The sequence below is a fragment of the Saccharothrix sp. NBAS 001 genome (assembly GCF_056640475.1).
The window spans coordinates 5,155,711-5,174,469 of the sequence record NZ_CM153251.1 but is presented as its reverse complement, the minus strand read 5'-3'; the positions used below and the strand labels follow the sequence as shown (position 1 = coordinate 5,174,469).

General features: G+C 72.3%; 18 protein-coding genes. 6 read left to right on the top strand and 12 right to left on the bottom strand.

Annotated features, from left to right (window positions below; all coding sequences use genetic code 11):
- Window positions 1-55: 55 nt before the first annotated feature.
- Complete coding sequence (locus tag AC0HI0_RS21370; RefSeq protein WP_480934147.1) at window positions 56-2,476, bottom strand: type 1 periplasmic-binding domain-containing protein; 2,421 nt, start codon at window positions 2,474-2,476, stop codon at window positions 56-58.
- A 186-nt stretch (window positions 2,477-2,662) separates the two neighbouring features.
- Complete coding sequence (locus AC0HI0_RS21365) at window positions 2,663-3,046, bottom strand: ATP-binding protein (protein ID WP_480934146.1); 384 nt, start codon at window positions 3,044-3,046, stop codon at window positions 2,663-2,665.
- 150 nt (window positions 3,047-3,196) lie between these two features.
- On the opposite strand from AC0HI0_RS21365, the gene AC0HI0_RS21360 reads away from it, so the two are divergent.
- Window positions 3,197-3,508 (top strand): STAS domain-containing protein, encoded by a 312-nt coding sequence (locus AC0HI0_RS21360; RefSeq protein WP_480934145.1) that lies wholly within the window; start codon window positions 3,197-3,199, stop codon window positions 3,506-3,508.
- Window positions 3,509-3,545: 37 nt separating this feature from the next.
- Here the strand turns inward: AC0HI0_RS21360 and AC0HI0_RS21355 are convergent, their stop codons facing one another.
- Window positions 3,546-4,937: a PP2C family protein-serine/threonine phosphatase gene (locus tag AC0HI0_RS21355; RefSeq protein ID WP_480934144.1), complete on the bottom strand. Its 1,392-nt coding sequence runs from the start codon at window positions 4,935-4,937 to the stop codon at window positions 3,546-3,548.
- Window positions 4,938-5,036: 99 nt separating this feature from the next.
- Here AC0HI0_RS21355 and AC0HI0_RS21350 point away from each other — a divergent pair, with 99 nt between their 5' ends.
- Window positions 5,037-9,491: a hybrid sensor histidine kinase/response regulator gene (locus tag AC0HI0_RS21350; protein WP_480934143.1), complete on the top strand. Its 4,455-nt coding sequence runs from the start codon at window positions 5,037-5,039 to the stop codon at window positions 9,489-9,491.
- Here AC0HI0_RS21350 and AC0HI0_RS21345 read toward each other — a convergent pair.
- Window positions 9,488-9,697, bottom strand: a complete 210-nt coding sequence (locus tag AC0HI0_RS21345; protein ID WP_480934142.1) for a hypothetical protein — start codon at window positions 9,695-9,697, stop codon at window positions 9,488-9,490. The genes AC0HI0_RS21350 and AC0HI0_RS21345 overlap by 4 nt on opposite strands.
- Window positions 9,698-9,821: 124 nt before the next feature.
- Here AC0HI0_RS21345 and AC0HI0_RS21340 point away from each other — a divergent pair, with 124 nt between their 5' ends.
- From AC0HI0_RS21340 to AC0HI0_RS21325, 4 genes are all read left to right on the top strand, one after another.
- Window positions 9,822-10,664 (top strand): helix-turn-helix domain-containing protein, encoded by an 843-nt coding sequence (locus AC0HI0_RS21340; protein ID WP_480934141.1) that lies wholly within the window; start codon window positions 9,822-9,824, stop codon window positions 10,662-10,664.
- Window positions 10,661-10,843: a DUF397 domain-containing protein gene (locus AC0HI0_RS21335; protein WP_480934140.1), complete on the top strand. Its 183-nt coding sequence runs from the start codon at window positions 10,661-10,663 to the stop codon at window positions 10,841-10,843. The genes AC0HI0_RS21340 and AC0HI0_RS21335 overlap by 4 nt, the downstream gene beginning before the upstream one ends.
- Before the next feature lie 89 nt (window positions 10,844-10,932).
- Entirely contained in the window at window positions 10,933-11,118 is a 186-nt protein-coding gene (locus AC0HI0_RS21330; RefSeq protein WP_480934139.1) for a DUF397 domain-containing protein, read from the top strand.
- A 78-nt stretch (window positions 11,119-11,196) separates the two neighbouring features.
- The gene (locus AC0HI0_RS21325; RefSeq protein WP_480934138.1) at window positions 11,197-11,373 is read left to right on the top strand and encodes a DUF397 domain-containing protein; all 177 of its coding nucleotides are present in this window, start codon (window positions 11,197-11,199) and stop codon (window positions 11,371-11,373) included.
- Here AC0HI0_RS21325 and AC0HI0_RS21320 read toward each other — a convergent pair.
- The 8 genes from AC0HI0_RS21320 to AC0HI0_RS21285 all read right to left on the bottom strand — a co-directional run bounded on the left by AC0HI0_RS21320 (window position 11,370) and on the right by AC0HI0_RS21285 (window position 18,758).
- Complete coding sequence (locus tag AC0HI0_RS21320) at window positions 11,370-11,717, bottom strand: STAS domain-containing protein (RefSeq protein WP_480934137.1); 348 nt, start codon at window positions 11,715-11,717, stop codon at window positions 11,370-11,372. The genes AC0HI0_RS21325 and AC0HI0_RS21320 overlap by 4 nt on opposite strands.
- Before the next feature lie 61 nt (window positions 11,718-11,778).
- Window positions 11,779-12,159 carry a response regulator gene (locus tag AC0HI0_RS21315; protein ID WP_480934136.1) on the bottom strand — a complete coding sequence of 127 codons (381 nt, stop codon included), beginning with the start codon at window positions 12,157-12,159 and terminating at the stop codon, window positions 11,779-11,781.
- Window positions 12,156-13,223, bottom strand: coding sequence for a PAS domain-containing sensor histidine kinase (locus AC0HI0_RS21310; protein ID WP_480934135.1), 1,068 nt, complete (start codon window positions 13,221-13,223; stop codon window positions 12,156-12,158). The genes AC0HI0_RS21315 and AC0HI0_RS21310 overlap by 4 nt, the downstream gene beginning before the upstream one ends.
- A 26-nt stretch (window positions 13,224-13,249) precedes the next feature.
- Window positions 13,250-13,678, bottom strand: coding sequence for an ATP-binding protein (locus AC0HI0_RS21305; protein ID WP_480934134.1), 429 nt, complete (start codon window positions 13,676-13,678; stop codon window positions 13,250-13,252).
- Between the two features lie 64 nt (window positions 13,679-13,742).
- Window positions 13,743-14,390: a response regulator transcription factor gene (locus AC0HI0_RS21300; protein WP_480934133.1), complete on the bottom strand. Its 648-nt coding sequence runs from the start codon at window positions 14,388-14,390 to the stop codon at window positions 13,743-13,745.
- A 64-nt stretch (window positions 14,391-14,454) separates the two neighbouring features.
- The gene (locus AC0HI0_RS21295; protein WP_480934132.1) at window positions 14,455-15,813 is read right to left on the bottom strand and encodes a nickel/cobalt transporter; all 1,359 of its coding nucleotides are present in this window, start codon (window positions 15,811-15,813) and stop codon (window positions 14,455-14,457) included.
- Window positions 15,810-17,078, bottom strand: coding sequence for a tetratricopeptide repeat protein (locus tag AC0HI0_RS21290; protein WP_480934131.1), 1,269 nt, complete (start codon window positions 17,076-17,078; stop codon window positions 15,810-15,812). The genes AC0HI0_RS21295 and AC0HI0_RS21290 overlap by 4 nt, the downstream gene beginning before the upstream one ends.
- Before the next feature lie 66 nt (window positions 17,079-17,144).
- Window positions 17,145-18,758, bottom strand: coding sequence for a DUF4331 domain-containing protein (locus AC0HI0_RS21285; RefSeq protein ID WP_480934130.1), 1,614 nt, complete (start codon window positions 18,756-18,758; stop codon window positions 17,145-17,147).
- Window position 18,759: the final 1 nt, after the last annotated feature.

Below are 18,759 nucleotides of genomic sequence, written 5' to 3'. Positions count from 1 at the left end.
CCACAGCGGACCCCGGCCGACCGGCCGGGGTCCGTTCCGCGTGCCGGAGGACCGGTCAGGACGGCCCGATCACGACCACCCGACCGGCGTGCACCTCCTGGTCGTTGAGCCGGTGCCCGTGGTGGCTGAACCCCGGGACCCGCAACACCGCCAGGATCTGCGAGGTGTCCCAGTCCGCGCCCTGGGTGAGCTTGTGCGCCTCGCGGATCGCCTGCGCCGCCACGCCGAACGTCTCCGCGCCGGTGGCCCGCTCGTTGTCCGCGGCGGTCTCGCGCCCCTTGTTCGTGTCGAACAACCCGGTGACCGAGACCTCGGCCCACGGGTACCGCTCGAACTCGCCCGCCGCGTACACCACCAGACCGCTCGGCCCGGTGATCAGCCGCAGCTTCCCGCCGGGCGGATCGGTGCACGCCGGGGAGTTCGACCCCATGGCGAGCAGTTTGAGCAGTTGGTCGCCACGACCCGTCAGGACCGGCACCACCCGGTCCGCCTCGCGGCACAGCCGTTCCACGGCCTCCTGGCCGAGTTCGGGGGTGTTGCCCGGCTTCTCCCGGATCTCGATGTTCCTCGCGACGCCGCCGATGCCGCGGATCTTGAGTTCGCTTTGCAGTTCGGCGCTGTAGTAGGGGTCGTCGGGGTCGTAGACGATGGCGGCCTGTGGCGCGTTCGGGTTCTGCCCGGGGCGCTTGCGCACCCAGTCCGCGATCACCTCGGCGTAGGTCGAGTTGAACGGCAAGGACAGGAACATGTTGGCGTTCTTGGTCATCTCGCGGCCGTAGACGGACCCGCCGATCACCGGTACGCCGTTGAGTTCGTCGCGGACCGCGTCGAACGCGGCCTGTCTGCTCTGCGAGACGCCGATGACGGCGGCCGGCCCGCCCCGGCCGCTGTGGGGGCGCTTCGCGATCTTCCCGGCCACCCACTGCCCGTCGGCGAACCGGTCGCCGCTGTTGGCGAGCACCAGCTTCACCGGCACGTCCTCGTTGACCTGAGTGGCCCGCTCGTTGTGCTTCTTCTGCTCGCGGACCGCGCCTTCGAGCTGCCAGATGGCCCTCGGCGGCGCGGTGCTCTCCGACTGGTCGGCCCGGGTCAGCGGCGCGAAGAACACCACCTCCCGGTAGTAGCGCGGCTCGCCGTCGAGGTCTTTCATGTCGTCCACGGCGGCGTTGTTGTCGGCGACCTGCTGCTCCAGGTCCGCCAGACCCGGCACGCCCGGCGCGTGGCCGGTGTTCCCGCCGGCGAACGAACACCGGCCGTCGACCACGCCGACCACCTGGCCGGCGCTGGTCCGGGTGTCGGCGCAGCCGCCGAGCCAGTACTCGTACCCCGCGAACGCGGCCACACCGGCCACCAGCGCGACGGTCAGCACGAGCGGCACGTAGGCCGACACCCCTGGCACCCGCAGGTCGACCCGGCGGTGCGACCCGAGCCACCCCGCCGCTGCGGAGTCTTCGGCCGCGTCGGTCAACCGCACGGCCAGGTACGGCGGTCGGGTCAGCGCGTCCGGCTCGCCGTCGACCACCCGGCGCAGCACCTGCGCGGCGGCCGGCACGTCGTACTCGGGCCGCGCGGTGACCGCCGCGACGTCGCGGGGCAGCGACCCGACGACCACCAGCGGACCCGGCCGGAGGTCCTTGACCTGCTCGGCGAAGCGGGTGAGCAGGTCGGCGGCCGGCGGGTGCGCGCCGTCCACCAGCAGCACGGGCGTCCAGCGGCGACGGCGGCGGCTCGGCGAGAACCGGCCGCGCCGGGTGAGGTCGGCGAGGTCCTGGAGCAGGGCGTCGGCCAGCACGCGGCGGCGCAGGCTGGGCAGTCCTTCGAGCCCGTTGGCGGGCAGCAGCCACACCGCCTGCGAGATGAAGTCGCCGTCGAGCCCGCTCGCGTCCTTGACGTGCGCCCGCAGCCACCGGGTCGACCGGCCGTTGAGCCGGCGGTGGAACAGCCACCGGCTCGGGCCGCTGAGCAGCGCGGTGATCAGCAGACCGGGCAGTCGGACCGGCAGGTCCGCGGTGCTCATCCGGCGGGCCCAGCCGATCAGGCCGGTGCGCTCCTCCCACCGCCGGTACAGGTGGTCGAGCAGGGTCGTCTTCTGGTTCGCCAGCGCCGTGGCACCGATCTCCGGCCCAAGTTCGACTATGTCGAGGCAGAGCTGGAACCGGCGTGGCCGCCACCGCTTTCCGGCACCGCGTGGAATGCTGCCCGCGAATTCCTCGGCGATCAGGTGCAACAACCGCACATCGGGCAGCGGGTGTTTCCCGGCAGCTGCGGCGAGGGCTGTGGTGACGTGCGCGCACGGCACCAGGCCGGCGCGCTTGACGTCGACCAACCGGGCCCGCACGCCCTCCAGGAACTCCGTGCCCGTGGTCGGCCCGTCGGGCACGACCACGACGACCGGGGTCGGCAGCCGGGGGCGCTCGCCGATCAGGCTGTCGAGCAGGGAGACCAGGTCGTGCATTCCGCCGACCGGCTTGATCATGAATCCTCCGAATGGCCTAGGAGAATTCGACACGGTATCGGGGCGGTGCGCGCCTTTCGGCGGCGGGCGCGCGGATTCAAATCGACCGGCAATGCATTCCGCAATTGTGCGGAATCTCGGACCGCGTTCCCCGGCCCCGGTCTCGCCAGTGCTCCCCGACCACCGGCGCGGTGTGCCGGTGCGGGGTCAGGCGAGTTCGGCCCAGACCACCTTGCCGTCGGCCTTGGGTGACGTTCCCCACTCCCGGCTCAGCGCCGCGACGATGATCAGGCCGCGACCCCGGGCCGAGTCGACCTGCACGGGTCTGGGGGCGGGCGGGGTCGGGGACTGGTCGGCCACCTCGACGCGGATGCCCGCCTCGGTGCGGCTGACCGTCAGCTCCAAGGGGCCTGACGCGTGGTCCACCGCGTTCGACACCAGCTCCGTGACCACCAGCGCCGCGTCCTCGGCGACGTCCGGGGACACGCCCCAGACCGCGACCGCCTCGCCCACGATGCGCCGGGCCTGGGCGGACGCGCCGGCGGTCGCGGGCAGCGTCACGGCCACCGGCGTCGCTGGCTCGTTGCGCACAATCCGCTCCCGTTGATCGGCCGTTACCGCATCGTCGCACATCCCGTCGCTTGGACCACCCAGTGGTCGCGTCCGACGCCCCCGTGCTGCACGATCTGTAGCGGCGCGGCACCCGCCGTGCGGGAAGGCTCGGACGCGATGGACTTGCAGGTGCGCAGTGAGGTCCGCGGCGGCTGGACGGTCGTCGCGGTGTCGGGGGAGCTGGACGCGGACACCGTGCCCGTGCTCTCCGACCACCTCGACGAGTCGTCGGGCGGGAGGGTGGTGGTCGACCTCAGCGGGGTGCCGTTCATGGACACCACCGGGCTGTCCCTGATGCTCGACTGGCACCGCCGGCTCGACGGCGCGGGCGGCCAGTTCCGGATGGCGTCGCTGCAACCGTCGGTGCACAAGCTGTTCCGGCTGACCGAGTTGACCGAGGTCATGCACATCCACGCGTCGGTGGAGGACGCCACGACCTGAGGCCCGCGCTCCGGTGCCCCGTGACCCGGAGGGGGACTCAGCCCTCGGCCTGCACCACCAGCAGGGTCAGGTCGTCGTGCTCGGCGGACCCGAGCCAGTCGAACACCGCCCGCCGCACGTGCTCGGCCACCGCCTCGGCGGGCAGCCCGGCGCACTCGGCGAGGGCGGCCTTGAGCCGCGCGTCGCCGAACAGGTCCTGCCGGTCGTCGTGCGCCCGCGCCTCGGTGACGCCGTCGCTGTAGAGCAGCAGCGTCTCGCCCGGTCCGAGCGCGACGGTGGTCTGCTGGAACCGCACCTCGGGCAGCACGCCCACGATCCCGCCGTGCACCGCGACCTCGTCCACCCGGCCGCCGGCGCGCAGCACCAGCGGTGCCGGGTGCCCGCCCGCCGACAGCGCCACCCGCAGCCCGCCCGCCTGCACCGGGACCAGGTTGCCGACCACCAGCGTGGTGAACAGCTTGCTGCCGGCCGCCCGCAGCGCCGCGTTGAGCAGGTTCAGCAGTTGCGCGGGCCGCTGTTCGACCACCAGCAGGGTGTGCAGGCTCTGCCGCACCCGCCCGGCGTGCACGGCGGCCTCCAGCCCGTTGCCGGCCACGTCGCCGAGCACGAACGCGGCGCTGCCGTCCTCGCGCGGGTGCACGTCGTAGAAGTCGCCGCCGACCGCCACGCCCCGGTGCGCGGGCTCGTAGACCCGGGCCAGCCGCACGCCCGCGACCTCGGGCAGCGGGCTGGGCAGCAGGTGCGCCCGCAGCGCCGCCACGGAGCGCTCCTGGTCGTCCAGGCGGGTGCTGACGCGGACCGCCGCGGCGGCCCGCTCGGCGTAGCGGGTGAGCAGGTCGGGGTCGCGCAGGCCGCCGAAGCAGACCAGCGCCCCGCCTCGGGTCAGCGGCACGGCCAGGCCCGGTCCGGTCGCGCCGGCCCACGCGCCGTCACCGGGCTGGGTGATCTCGGCGTGCCGCGCGCTGCCGTCCAGCACGGCGGCCAGGGCCGGCGTGGCCCCGGCCACCTGGCGGGTGGTGCGGGCCGCCGCGATGTCGCCGTCCGGGCCGCGCCGCCACCACTCCAACCGGCCGCGCGCCCCCGGGACGATCACCACGGGGTGAGGCGACGGTGCCATCTCGACCACGTTGCGCAACGTCCCGGCACGGTCGGTGATGGTGAGCAGTCGCCGCGAGGCGTCTTCCAGGAACTCGTCGGCACCCCGGTACCAGGCCGTCCAGCCACCGCCCAGGCCCTGCGAACGACCCGTCACGACCGCCGGCGAACCTGGCCTGGCCTGCGGGAACAGCACGGCGGCGAGCGGGTTGGCCAGCCGTACGACCCCGTCCGGGTCGAGCACGACCACGGCTTCGTGGAAGCCGTCGACGAGGCGGCGCCACGCGTCGAGGTCGAGGCCCGCCTCGGAACCTTGCCGGTAGCCCTGGGCCATCCTCGGCTCCTGTGTGTCGGGTCGTGCCCAACCTAGCGGACACGCCACCTCCGACAGTGGCAGGCTTGGCCCAGATCCGCTGACGTTGGAGGCCCCCTCGTGACGACCGCGCAGGACGACACGGACGTGACCCTCGCCCGGCTGCTGACCGCGATGCGCGAGATGCGCGACGGCAACTTCCGCCGTCGCCTCGTCGTGCCGCAGGGGCAGGCGGGCGAGCTGGCCGAGGTGTTCAACGAGATCGCGGAGCGCAACCAGTGGCTGGTGGGGGAGCTGGTGCGGGTGCGCCAGGCGGTGGGCCAGGAGGGCAGACTCGCCGAACGGCTCGCGCCCGGCTCCGGCCCGGTGGGCTGGGAGATGGCGGCCGACTCGGTGAACGGCCTGATCGACGACCTGACCCGGCCGACCACCGAGCTGAGCCGGGTGCTCGCGGCGGTGGCGCAGGGCGACCTGTCCCAGGAGATCACGGTGACCGGCCGCGGCGAGGTCGCGACCCTGGTGGAGAGCTTCAACTCGATGACCGCCACGCTGCGCACGTTCGCGGGCGAGGTGACGCGGGTGGCGCGTGAGGTCGGCACGGACGGCCGGCTCGGCGGTCAGGCGCAGGTCCCGGGGGTGGCGGGCACCTGGAAGGACCTCACCGACTCGGTGAACTTCATGTCCGACAACCTCACCGCGCAGGTCCGCGACATCGCCCAGGTGGCGACGGCGGTGGCGCAGGGCGACCTGTCGCAGAAGATCACCGTCACGGTGGCGGGCGAGATGCTGGAGCTGAAGGACACCGTCAACACGATGGTGGACCAGCTCTCGTCGTTCGCGGACGAGGTGACGCGGGTGGCGCGTGAGGTCGGTACGGACGGTCGGCTCGGTGGCCAGGCCCAGGTGCCGGGCGTCGGCGGCACCTGGCGCGACCTCACCGACAACGTCAACTTCATGGCGAACAACCTGACGTCGCAGGTCCGCAACATCGCCCAGGTGGCGACGGCGGTGGCGCAGGGCGACCTGTCGCAGAAGATCACCGTCGACGCGCGCGGCGAGATCCTCGAACTCAAGGACACCATCAACACGATGGTGGACCAGCTGTCGTCGTTCGCGGACGAGGTGACGCGGGTGGCGCGTGAGGTCGGTACGGACGGTCGGCTCGGTGGTCAGGCGCAGGTGCCGGGGGTGGCCGGGACGTGGCGTGACCTGACCGATTCGGTGAACTTCATGGCGGGCAACCTGACCTCGCAGGTCCGCAACATCGCCCAGGTCACCACCGCCGTCGCGCAGGGCGACCTGTCGCAGAAGATCGACGTGGACGCGCGCGGCGAGATCCTCCAGCTCAAGACCACGATCAACACGATGGTCGACCAGCTGTCGTCGTTCGCGGCCGAGGTGACGCGCGTGGCGCGCGAGGTCGGCAGCGACGGTCGGCTGGGCGGTCAGGCGCAGGTGCCGGGGGTGGCCGGGACGTGGCGTGACCTGACCGATTCGGTGAACTTCATGGCGGGCAACCTGACCTCCCAGGTCCGCAACATCGCCCAGGTCGCGACGGCTGTCGCACGCGGTGACCTCTCGCAGAAGATCACGGTGAACGCGCGCGGCGAGATCCTGGAGCTGAAGGACACCGTCAACACGATGGTGGACCAGCTCTCGTCGTTCGCCGACGAGGTGACGCGGGTGGCGCGTGAGGTCGGCACGGACGGTCGGCTCGGTGGCCAGGCCCAGGTGCCGGGCGTCGGCGGCACCTGGCGCGACCTCACCGACTCGGTGAACTTCATGGCCAACAACCTCACCGCGCAGGTCCGCAACATCGCGCAGGTGACCACCGCCGTGGCGGGCGGCGACCTGTCGCAGAAGATCACCGTCGACGCGCGCGGCGAGATCCTCGAACTCAAGTCGACCATCAACACCATGGTCGACCAGCTCTCCGGCTTCGCCGACGAGGTCACCCGCGTGGCGCGCGAGGTCGGCACGGACGGCCGGCTCGGCGGCCAGGCGCGGGTGCCGGGCGTCGCGGGCACCTGGAAGGACCTGACCGACAACGTCAACGTCATGGCGGACAACCTGTCCACCCAGGTCCGCAGCATCGCCGCGGTGGCCACCGCGGTCGCCGGCGGCGACCTGTCCAAGAAGATCACCGTCGAGGCCAAGGGCGAGATCGCCGCGCTCGCCGACACCATCAACGGCATGGTCGACACGCTGCGGGCGTTCGCCGACGAGGTCACCCGGGTGTCCCGCGAGGTCGGCACCGAGGGCATCCTCGGCGGCCAGGCCCGGGTGCCCAACGTGGCCGGCACCTGGAAGGACCTCACCGAGAACGTCAACTTCATGGCGAACAACCTCACCAACCAGGTCCGCAACATCGCCCAGGTGACCACGGCCGTGGCGCGCGGCGACCTGTCGAAGAAGATCGACGTGGACGCGCGCGGCGAGATCCTCGAACTCAAGACCACGATCAACACCATGGTCGCCCAGCTCTCGTCGTTCGCCGACGAGGTCACCCGCGTCGCGCGCGAGGTCGGCACGGAGGGCAAGCTCGGCGGCCAGGCCGAGGTGGAGGGCGTCTCCGGCACCTGGAAGCGGCTCACCGAGAACGTGAACGAACTCGCCGGCAACCTGACCCGGCAGGTGCGCGCGATCGCGATCGTGGCCACCGCGGTCACCGCCGGCGACCTGACCCGCCAGATCACCGTGGACGCCTCCGGCGAGGTCGCCGAGCTGAAGGACAACGTCAACCGGATGATCGGCAACCTGCGCGAGTCCACCCGGGCCAACCAGGAGCAGGACTGGCTCAAGACCAACCTGGCCCGGCTGTCCGGGCTCATGCAGGGCCACCGCGACCTGCACGCCATGGCGTCGCTGGTGATGAGCGAGCTGACCCCGCTGGTCTCCGCGCAGCACGGGGCGTTCTTCCTGGTCGACGTCGAGTCCGACGCGCTGGAGCTGACCGCCACCTACGCCTACCAGCCCGCCGGCCGGCCGACCCGGTTCGCCCGCGGCGAGTCGCTGATCGGCCAGGTCGCGGCGGAGAAGAAGACCGTGCTGGTCACCGACGTGCCGCCGGGGTACCTGGAGATCGGGTCCGGGATGGGCGCCGCGCCGCCGGCCAACCTGGTGATCCTGCCGATCGTGTTCCAGGGCGAGGCGCTGGGCGTGATCGAACTCGGGTCGTTCGGCGAGATCACCGAGGTGCACCTGGACCTGCTCGACCAGCTCAAGGAGAACATCGGCGTCAACGTCAACACCATGCTCGCCAACGCCCGCACCGACAGCCTGCTGGTCGAGTCGCAGCGGCTCACCGAGGAGCTGCGGGCGGGCTCGGTCGAGCTGGAGGCGCGGGCGCGGCAGCTCTCGTCGGCGTCGAAGTACAAGTCGGAGTTCATGGCGAACATGTCGCACGAGCTGCGCACGCCGTTGAACTCGCTGCTGATCCTGGCGAAGCTGCTGGCCGACAACCTCGACGGCAACCTCAACCCCAAGCAGGTCGAGTTCGCCCGGACCATCCACTCCTCCGGCACGGACCTGTTGCAGCTCATCGACGACATCCTGGACCTGACCAAGGTCGAGTCCGGGCACATGCAGGTGCAGACCGACCCGGTGCGGGTGTCCGACGTGGTCGGGTACGTCGAGGCGCTGACCTTGCCGCTGGCCGCCGAGAAGGGGCTGGAGTTCGAGGTCGCGGTGGACGACGACGTGCCGTCCACCCTGCACACCGACGAGCACCGGTTGCAGCAGATCCTGCGCAACCTGCTGTCCAACGCGGTGAAGTTCACCCACGACGGCGGGATCCGGCTGGGCATCCGGCTCGGCGACGGCGCGGTGGCGTTCGACGTGCAGGACACCGGGATCGGCATCCCGGCGGACAAGCTGTCGGTCATCTTCGAGGCGTTCCAGCAGGCGGACGGCACCACGTCGCGCAAGTACGGCGGCACGGGGCTCGGCCTGTCGATCAGCCGCGAGCTGGCGACCCTGCTCGACGGGCGGCTGGACGTGCGCAGCGAGCCCGGCGAGGGCTCGACGTTCACCCTGTACCTGCCGCTGGGCGAGCAGAACCTCGTGCCGGTGCCGGTCGAGCCGGAGGTGGCCGAGCTGCTGGCGTCGGAATCGGTGCCCACCACCCCGGCGGTGCCGGAGCCGGTCCTGCCGATCGCGGCACCGGCCGACCTGCCGCCCGCGCCGATGCGGTTCCACGGCGAGAAGGTGCTGATCGTCGACGACGACCTGCGCAACGTGTTCGCGCTGACCAGCGTGCTGGAGCTGCACGGGCTGGAGGTGATCTACGCGGACAACGGGATCACCGGCGTGCGGGCGCTGGAGCAGTACGACGACGTGTCGCTGGTGCTGATGGACATCATGATGCCGGAGCTGGACGGCAACGCGACGATGGCGGCGATCCGCGCCATGGCCCGGTACTCGGACCTGCCGGTGATCGCGGTGACCGCGAAGGCGATGAAGGGCGACCGGGAGAAGAGCCTGGCCTCCGGTGCCACGGACTACGTGACCAAGCCCGTGGACACCGAACACCTGCTCCGGCTGATCGCCTTCTACCTGGGGTTGGAACAGGACTAGCGGGACGCCGGGTCGCGCAGCGCGCACAACGCGGCCCGGCCGACCTCGACCAGGTTCTCCAGGGCGGTTTCGGTGAACGCCAATTCCAGCTCACCGCGCCCGAAGGAAAGCGCGACGGAATCCCCCTGGAGCGCGTACTCGATCGGGTTTCCGGCGTCGTAGTGGGCCCAGGTGCACAGTTCTCCGCTGACCGGTGCCAAGCTCATGGAAAGCCTCCAGTGCGTGGTCGAAATTCTGGTGCGCACCAGAATTCACGGTGCGCACCAACTCGGTCAATGCCCTGATCGAGCGATCTTCGAGCCTGCTCGAAGGCCCCCTATGCTGTGCCGCATGGCCCGTACCACCCCGAAAGCCGTTGCCCTGGGAGCCGAACTCCGCGCCGCCCGCGACCGCGCCGGCCTCACGTTGCGCGAGTTGGCCAAGCGTCTGGGCGTCGACCACAGCTCGCTTTCCCGAGCCGAATCCGGCGACCGCCCGCCGGCCCCGGAAACGGTCGCCGCCATCCTGGCGAAACTCGGTGTGACCGGCGGCGAATTCCACCGGATCGTGGACATGTCGAGGGACACGGGCGACTCGGTCTGGATCGCGGTGTCGCTGCCCGATCGGCAGTCGCAGTTGTCCGGATTGTTGAGCTTCGAGCAGATCGCGACCGAGATCCTGAACGTGGCGCCGCTGCTGATCCCCGGAGTCTTGCAGACCGGGAACTACGCGCGGTCGATCATGCGCGCGGGCTTGGTGCCCGAAGACGAGATCGAACTCCGTGTAGCCGCCAGGTTGGGGCGTCGCGACATCCTCACGCGCGACAACCCGGTGCGGTTCACCGCGTTCGTCGGAGTGGTGGCGATGCGGACCGGCGTCGGTGGCCCGGCGGTCATGGCCGAACAGCTCGAACACCTGCTGAAGATGGCTGAATGGCCCAACGTCACCTTGCACGCGATCCCGGAGTCAGTCGGCTGGCACCCGGGTCTGGAAGGTGTGTTCGTGGTGATCGACACCGGGGTCATGAGCGTGGTACATGTCGAGAACCGGCGTAGCGGTTTGTTCTACCAGGAGCCGGCGGACGTCGCGGCGTATTGCGAGGCCGTGGCGCAAGTACGGGCTGTGGCCCTGAGCCCGAGCGAGACGAATCAGCTGATCGCACGTGAAGTCGGTGCACTCAAGGAGGCCGGATGACTGAATGGCGGAAGTCGACGCGCAGTACGAACACCGAGTCCTGCGTGGAGGTCGCTTCGGGGCTGGTGGCGGTGCGTGATTCGAAGAACCCCGGTGGTCCGGTGCTGGGGTTGCGGGCGCGTGCGGTGGCCGCGTTGCTCGTGGACGTCCGGCGCGGTCGGTTCGATCGCCGCGGCTGATGCCGGGGACCGCTGCGGGACGTCGCTTTGAGCCCCGCCGGGACGGTCAGGCTCATCGCACGCGAAGTGGATCTCATGGAGGAGGCCGAATGACCGAATGGCGGAAGTCGATGCGCAGTACGAACACCGACTCCTGCGTCGAGGTCGCCCGTGGTCTGGCGGCCGTGCGCGACTCGAAGAACCCCCTGGGCCCGGCGCTCTCGTTCGCGGAGGGGCGTGCCTTGGCCGCGTTGCTCGTGGACGTCCGGCGCGGTCGGTTCGATCACCGCGGCTGATGTCGGGACCGCTGCGGGACGTGCTGGTGCGGGACCGTCGAGTTGCACCCGTGAGGTCGAGGGAACACAGGAGGCACGATGACCGAGTGGCGGAAGTCGAGTCGTAGCACGAACACCAACTCCTGCGTGGAGGTCGCTTCGGGGCTGGTGGCGGTGCGTGATTCGAAGAACCCCGGTGGTCCGGTGCTGGGGTTGCGGGCACGTGCGGTGGCCGCGTTGCTCGTGGACGTCCGGCGCGGTCGGTTCGACGGTTAGCCGACGCGTTGCCCTGATCGTCGGACGTGGTCCAAGGCCGCGTCCGACGACGGGAACAGCGGCAGGTGGCGGTCCAGGCCGGTCACGGCCAGGGGGCGCAGCACGCGCCGCCCGGTGGCGACCACGGCCAGCGCCTCGATCTCGCGGTGGGCGTCCACCAGCAGTTTGATGCCCGCCGAGCCGAAGAACGTGACCTCGTCCAGCACCAGCACGACAGCGGTGGCCGGTGCGCGCAGGGCCGTTCGGACGTCGTGGACCGTGTCGAGGTCGACCTCGCCCGCGACCTCCACGCGCAGGACTCCGTCGTACCGGGTGGACCGGACGGTGATCAGCGGCTGCTCCATGCCGGCACTCCCGACGCCGTGGCTGGCTGCGCCACACGACGTTACGGGAGGCTGGAAGCGCTCACAACTCTCCGAGCGGTGCTCGACCCAGCCGGCGCACGGTGTCCACGATCTCCGCGTTCGGCACGCCCTTCACCAAGTACTCGGCCACGCCGTTGTGGCGCATCTCCGAGATCGTGGCCGGGTCGGTGTGCGCGGAGAACACCATGACCCGCACGTCCGGCCAGCGGTGCCGGAGTTCGCGGGCGACCAGCGCGCCGCCGCCGCCCGGCATCCGGACGTCCAACACCACCACATCGGGTGAATGCCGGGCGGTCAGGTCGAGGGCTTCGGGCGCGGTGCGGGCGACGGCGACCACGGTCAGGTCGGACTCGGCCTCCAGCACCTCCTGGAGCGCCTCGCCGATCATGGGGTCGTCGTCGCAGACCAGGACGCGGGTCACGGCACTGTGGTGGGCAGCCAGAACCGGACGGCGGTGCCGCCGCCGGGTCGGTCGGCGAAGGTCCACCAGCCGCCCGCGGTCTCGGCGCGCTCCCGCATCTCCAGCATGCCGAAGTGCTCCAGACCGGCCTGCACGGCGGTGACGGCGGTGGCCCCGACGCCGACGCCGTCGTCCGCGACCTCCACGAGCGTGCCGTGGTCCGCCGTCGACAGCGAGACCTCGACCGCGGACGCCTGGGCGTGCTTGTGCACGTTGGCCAGTGCTTCCTGGAAGATCCGGAAGATGGTGATCGCGGCTTCGCGCGGGGGCTCGCGCCGCAGGTCGTCCCGGACGGTGCCGGACAGGCCCCACGCGGGCGCGACGTCGCCCAGGTACTCCTCCATCGCGCGCACCAGGCCGTTGTGGTCGATGTCCGGCGGGCGCAGGCGGAACACCAGGGCGCGCAGCCGGGCGGTCGCGCCGCGCACCGCGTCGTCGAGCTTGCGCACGGTGCCGGCGTGCTCCTCGCCCAGCCGTCCTTCGAGCAGTTGCAGGCGCATCCCGACGGCGACCATCGCCTGGATCGAGTCGTCGTGCACGTCCCACGCGATCCGCCGCCGCTCCAGTTCCTGCGCCTCGACCAGGTGGGTGACCAGCCGGCGGCGCTCCAGCAGTTCCCGCTCGGCGCGGCGGCGCTCGGTCATGTCCCGGGTGACCTTGCCGAACCCGTGCAGCCGGCCGGTGTCGTCGAACAGGGCGGTGATCACCACGTTCGCCCAGAACCGGGTGCCGTCCTTGCGCAGCCGCCAGCCCTCGTCCTCCAGCCGCCCGTCGGCGATGGCGGCCTCCAGCTCGCGGTCCGGCTTGCCCGCGATGACGTCCTCGCGCGGGTAGAACGTGGAGAAGTGCCGGCCGAGGATCTCGTCCGCGCGGTAGCCCTTGATGCGCTCCGCGCCGGAGTTCCAGCTCACGATGTGCCCGGCGGGGTCCAGCATGAAGATCGCGTAGTCGACCACGCCCTCCACCAGCAGCTGGAACGCCGACTCGGGCATGGGGTCCGGACGCCGTCGGGGTGGGCTCGCCATACGAGTACTGTGCACCACCCGCGGCGCTAGCCCAGTTCGCACCACACGACCTTCCCCTCGCCGTGTGGTGTCACGCCCCACTGGCGGCTCAGCCGGTCGACCAGGGCGATGCCCCAGCCGCCGTCCGCGCCGTGCGGACGCAGCCAGGGGTGGACGGGGCTGCCGTCGCCCACCTCGACCAGCACGCCGTCCGGGCCGAAGGTCAGCCGCAGCGCGGTCGGGCCGCCGGCGTGCCGGCAGGCGTTGGCGACGAGTTCGGAGACGACGAGCACCACGTCGTCGTGGCCGCCCCGGTAGTCCCAGTCGAGCAGCGTCCGGCGGGTGAAGTCGCGGGCCAGGGCCGCGGTGCCGGGACCGCCCGGCGGGCTGAAGTCCGCCACCTGGCCGGCCGCAGGGAGATCCACGATCGCACTATGCGGCACGTCGTCGTCGGCGGCGAGACGCAACGGTGTCACCGCGCCTAGTGCGGATGCACCAGAAGCACCGCGTGACCGGTGGTGCGGGTCCCGTTCGCCGGGTTCAGTCCACGAGACCTTCGCGGCGGGCGATGGACACCGCCTCCAGCTTCGACCGCGCGCCGAGCTTGTCGAGCACCCGCTGCACGTGGTTGCGCACGGTGTTGCGGGCGACGCCGAGCCGCTGCCCGATCTCGTCGGTGGACGCCCCGTCCGCCAGCAGTGACAAGGTTTCACGTTCCCGCGCGGTGAGCGACGCCCCGGCGGCCGCGGCGCGCCCGGTGAGCCGGTCGAGCACGCCGGTGAGCAGGCCGCCCTCGAACACCGCCTCGCCCTTCGCGACCCGGCGCACCGCCTCGGCCAGCTCGTCCAGCCGCGCGGACTTGAGCACCAGCCCGGCGCCGCCGGCGTCCACCACCCGGGCGGCCACCGCCGCGCTCGCCTCACCGGTCAGCACCAGCACCCGCGCCCCCGACCCGCGCAGCGCGGGGATCGCGGCGACGCCGTCCCCGTCGGGCAGCCTGCGGTCGAGCACCACCACGTCCGGGCGGTGCCGCGCGGTGGCCTCCAGCGCGGTGGCGATGGACCGGACCGCGGCCACGACGACGACCCCGGGATCGCGCTGGAGCGCCAGCCCGATCGCCTCGGCCACCATGTCGTGGTCCTCGACCAGCAGCACGCGGATCGAGTCGGGCCGGGGTGGTTCGGACATGTGCGACGTCCTCGTGGCGGGTGGAGCCGCTGGCGCGCGGCCCCTCAAGCGTGGCACGGCCACCCTAGACCGGGAGCGACCGCAGGATGAGGCTGAGGCCCACCACGAGCACCAGTCCGGCGGTGAGCGCGGGCAGCGCGGTGAACCGGTCGCGCACGCGCTCGACGGCGGCCAGCCGGTCGCGCAGCCGGACCAGCAGCAGACCCACGGCGGTGAGGGTCGCGGCCATGCCCAGGCCGTAGCCGAGCACCAGCAGCACGCCGAACCACGTGCGCCCCAAGGCGATCGCGCCCAGCAGCACGACCAGCGCCGACGGGCTCGGCACCAGACCGCCCGCCACCCCCATCCCCACCAGCCCTCCACGCCCGAGCCGGAACCCGTGACCGTGTCCGTGTCCATGTCCATGTCCAAGGGAGACGGGGCCGGCGTGGGCCATGGCGCGGGTCGGGCGGGCGCGGAGGGCGGAGCGGAGCAGGGTCGCGCCGATGGCCGCCACCAGCAGGCCGCTCACCAGGCCGAGTCGGCGCAACACCGACTCGCCCGCCAGCGCGCTGGTCGCGCTGATCACCAACCCGAGCACCAGCACCCCGGCGGTGTGCGTGAGCGTCACGGTCGCGCCCACCACCACCGCATCCCGGGGCGTCCCGTCCCGGCCCGCCAGGTAGGCCGCGATCACCGTCTTCCCGTGCCCCGGCAGCGCCGCGTGCGACGCACCCAGCACCAGCGACAGCAGCACCGCCGGCACCCCGACCCACGGCGTCAGGTCCCGCGCCCCCGCGAACGACGTGAACGTCGCCGTCGCCGCCGCCAACAGCGACGGGCTCCCGTCCACCGCAGCCCCGGCCGCCGCGCCGCCCGCGCCGGGCCGCACCCGCAACTGCACCGACCGGACGTCCACCGGATCGGCCAGCAGGTCCTCCGGGTAGGTCCGCAGCTCACCGCTCGCGCTCACCCCGGGCACCGGCGGGTCGACCAGCGCCACCCCGTCGCCGACCGCCGTCATCTCGTGCCACCCGACCCGGTCGCCCCGGTACGCGTCGCGCACCAGCACGGTCTCCCCGCCCGCCTCCGCGTCCACCAGGCAGGTCAGCCGCGTGGTGGGCAGCCCGGCCTCGCCCGCCGGGAACTCCACCGCGCCGGACCGCACCACGACCGGCCCCCCGCGCCCGTCCACCTCGACGGTCGTGGCCCGCGCCAGGGCCGCGCACTCCCGCTCCGCGTACCCCGGCACGTCGGCCGGACGTTCTTGCAGGGTGGGGATTTCCGCCGCGTCGACCACGGCCCGCAACGTCACGCGGTCCGGGTGCACGGTGATCCCCCGGTAGTGGTTGACGGTGAAGTTGCCCAGCGGGTGCGCGGACGCGGTCCCGGCCCCGGCGAGCAGCAGACCGCCGAGGAGGACCAGCAGCGGCAACGCCCTCATCGCAACCCCGCCAACGTCGCGCGCGCCGCCGGCGCGTCCCCGAAGTGGGGGTTGATCCGCACCGCCTCGTCCAGGGTGGCCGCCGCCTCGGGACGTCCCAGCGCGGCCGGCACCGTGCCCCGGTGGAAGGCGAAGACCGCGTTGCGCCAACCGGACGCGGCGGCGCGGTCCGCGTAGCCCAACGCCTGTTCGTCCTGCCCGTTCAGGTGCAGCGCCCACGCCAGGGCGTCGGCGACCAGGGGGTGCTGCCGGCGCGACCACTCGGCCTGCGCCAGCCGCAGCGCGGTGGCCGCGTCGCCCCGGTCGGCGGCGACCGAGGACGCGGCCAGGTCGTCCGCGCCGCCCGCCGCCCGCAGCAGGTCGAACTGCCGCTCCAGCAGGCCGAACTGCCCGCCGGCCTGGTCGCCCCGGCCGGCCCGGCGCAGCAGGTTCGCGTACTCGTGCACGAGCTGCGGCAACGGCGAACGCGCGACCAGGTCGTGGTAGCCGGCGAGCGCCTCGTCCAGCCGGCCGTGCGCGGCGGACACCTTCGCCCTGCCCTGCGACGACATCACGTCCCGCGGGTCGACCAGCAGGGCCTGCCCGTAGTGCTCGGCCGCCGCGTCGGGGTCGCCGTTGTCGAACGCCGGCTCGCCCAGGTGGTACCGGCAGAACACGATCTCGGCGGGCGTCACGGCGGCGGCCAGGGCGCGTTCCAGCGCCGCCCGCGCGCCGGCGACGTCCCCGCGCTGCTCCAGGTCGTACGCGGCCCGGGTGAACGACGGCACGCCCGGTTCCAGGTCCAGCATCCGCTGCACGGCGGCGGTCGCCTCGGCGGCGGAGCCCAGCTGGGTCGCCGCGTCCGCCGGCACGCCGTACCCGGCGGCGGTGTCCGGCAGCGCGGCCGTGGCGCGCACGGCGAGGTCGTGGGCGGCGGCGAAGTCGTGGCGGGCGTTGGCCAACGCGCCCGTGCCGGTCAGCGCCCACCCGTTGTCCGGGCGGTGCCGCAACGACGTGTCGAGCGCGCCCTGCGCCTTGGCGTAGTAGGCCGGGTCGCCGGTCACCCGGGCCTGCTCGACGTAGGCGGCACCCAGCGAAGCCCACGTCACGGCGTCGGACGGCGTGCGGCGCAGCTTGTCCTGCGCGGCGGAGATGCCGCGGTGCAAGGCGGTCTCCACGGCGGTGGCCGGCGGCGGGGGAGTGTCCGGAGTGGACAGTGCGGAGACGGCGGTGGCCAGGAGCGCGATCCCGCCGACGATGGCCGTGACGGCGATGAGCCGGATCATGGTGATCCTCCGGGGAGAGGACCCCGAGGGGGCGCGGCGCGAACGCGCGCCCCCTCGGGGCGAGGGCTACTCGGTGGGGGCGGTCGTCGGCTTGGCGCGGTTGCGGAACACCCAGAACCCCGCGCCGATCAGCAGGACCGCGAGCAGCCCGCTCACCAGCGGCGCGGTCGGCATGCCCGACGCGCCCGCCGTGGGCCTGATGGCGACCTCGGCCGCGCCCGCCGTGGGCCTGATGGCGACCTCGGCCGCGCCCGCGTTGACCGAGGTGTTGTTGGGCAGCGCCACGTACGGGAACGTCCGGCCGAACGCGTTCTCGTTGGAGTCGACCTTGTCGCCGGCGGCCAGGGCCTGCACGACTCCGCTCACCGCCGCGCCTTCCAACGCCTGCAAGGAGATGTCCACGACGTCGTCGGTGAGCCGGCGGCCGTTCGGGAAGCCCGGGAAGTCCTTGGCCAGTACGCCCAGCCGGTTCGGGTCGGCGGCGACCGGCGTGCCCATGTTCAGCCGCAGCTGCTCGGAGGGCGCGAACCGCTTCGGGTTCACGTCCGCGTTGTCCAGCTGCGAGTTCAGGTCGGCCTGGATCGGGCCCTTGAGCTTGGTGGTGATGCCGGTCAGGAAGATCTCCACCAGGTCGTCCCGGTTGCCCTTGGGCGCGGGCACCCGGTAGATCGACTCGACCAGTCGCGGCAGCTCCGGGTCGGTGACCCGGTCGACCAGCTCCTCGACCTCGCCGTCCTGGTCCGGGGTGAGCGAGTTGAACCGGTCCTTCAGCGCCGCCGGCACCACGACCTCGTTGACCAGCGGGTTGCCCAGGCGCGAGACCTGGACCCAGTCGCCGTGCGCCTGGTACTTGCCGGGGGACAGCTGCATCGAGCGGCGTTCGGTGTCGCTCCACACGCCGATCACCGGGTTGCGCCGGGGGTCGCCCTTGAGCGCCAACCACCGCTTGGGGATCTGCAACGCGATGGTGTTGGCGTTGAAGCCGCGCAGCGTGTCCTGGCCGACCTCGGACAGGTCGCCGCCGTAGAGCAGGTCGAACACTCGCAGGTCGAGGAAGAACGAGTCGTCGGCCTGCCCGGCGTAGACCTTCAGGCCGCCCTGCGCCGACGTGATCGCCTGGTCGCGCAGCGCGCCGTAGTCCGGCATCGACTTCGGGCCGGTGTTGGACGGCGCGACCTTGCCGTGCTGCACCAGCTTCTTCGCGTTGCCCCGCTGGTCGACGACCTCCAGCGTGTAGGACTGGCGGAACAGCAGGTTCTCGTCGTCCAGCGTGGTGACGACGCCGTCGGCGTACAGGAACGTGGACTTGCCGCGCTTGTCCTCGGTCTGGAACGTGAACCGGTAGGTCAGGTCGGCCTTCGCGTCGCCGTCGTTGTCGACGTCGAGGTCGTAGCGGGCGTCGGTGGCGAACGGGTAGAAGTTGGGGCCGCCGTTGGGCTCCTGGAACGGCGAGAAGTTCGCCACGAGCGTGACGGTGTCCTGGTCCTCGGGGCTGGTGAACGCGTAGACGTCGGTGTTGTCGACGGCCGGGTCGCCCGCGATCAGCGGTGCTTCGCGGTGGCTCGACGCCCCCGCCGGGCCGGACGCCCCGACCAGTCCGGCGGCCAGCGCGGCGCACCCGACCGCGCCCAGCGCCGCCGCCAAGCGTTTGCCCCGACCCCTCGTGAGCGGTGTGGACATG

Bases quoted from the DNA above. Each gene is read 5' to 3' on its own strand.
- AC0HI0_RS21370 (WP_480934147.1), bottom strand. From the start codon at position 2,476: ATGATCAAGCCGGTCGGCGGAATGCACGACCTGGTCTCCCTGCTCGAC.
- AC0HI0_RS21355 (WP_480934144.1), bottom strand. From the start codon at position 4,937: ATGGCCCAGGGCTACCGGCAAGGTTCCGAGGCGGGCCTCGACCTCGAC.
- AC0HI0_RS21345 (WP_480934142.1), bottom strand. From the start codon at position 9,697: ATGAGCTTGGCACCGGTCAGCGGAGAACTGTGCACCTGGGCCCACTAC.
- AC0HI0_RS21340 (WP_480934141.1), top strand. From the start codon at position 9,822: ATGGCCCGTACCACCCCGAAAGCCGTTGCCCTGGGAGCCGAACTCCGC.
- AC0HI0_RS21335 (WP_480934140.1), top strand. From the start codon at position 10,661: ATGACTGAATGGCGGAAGTCGACGCGCAGTACGAACACCGAGTCCTGC.
- AC0HI0_RS21330 (WP_480934139.1), top strand. From the start codon at position 10,933: ATGACCGAATGGCGGAAGTCGATGCGCAGTACGAACACCGACTCCTGC.
- AC0HI0_RS21325 (WP_480934138.1), top strand. From the start codon at position 11,197: ATGACCGAGTGGCGGAAGTCGAGTCGTAGCACGAACACCAACTCCTGC.
- AC0HI0_RS21320 (WP_480934137.1), bottom strand. From the start codon at position 11,717: ATGGAGCAGCCGCTGATCACCGTCCGGTCCACCCGGTACGACGGAGTC.
- AC0HI0_RS21310 (WP_480934135.1), bottom strand. From the start codon at position 13,223: ATGGCGAGCCCACCCCGACGGCGTCCGGACCCCATGCCCGAGTCGGCG.
- AC0HI0_RS21300 (WP_480934133.1), bottom strand. From the start codon at position 14,390: ATGTCCGAACCACCCCGGCCCGACTCGATCCGCGTGCTGCTGGTCGAG.
- AC0HI0_RS21295 (WP_480934132.1), bottom strand. From the start codon at position 15,813: ATGAGGGCGTTGCCGCTGCTGGTCCTCCTCGGCGGTCTGCTGCTCGCC.
- AC0HI0_RS21290 (WP_480934131.1), bottom strand. From the start codon at position 17,078: ATGATCCGGCTCATCGCCGTCACGGCCATCGTCGGCGGGATCGCGCTC.
- AC0HI0_RS21285 (WP_480934130.1), bottom strand. From the start codon at position 18,758: ATGTCCACACCGCTCACGAGGGGTCGGGGCAAACGCTTGGCGGCGGCG.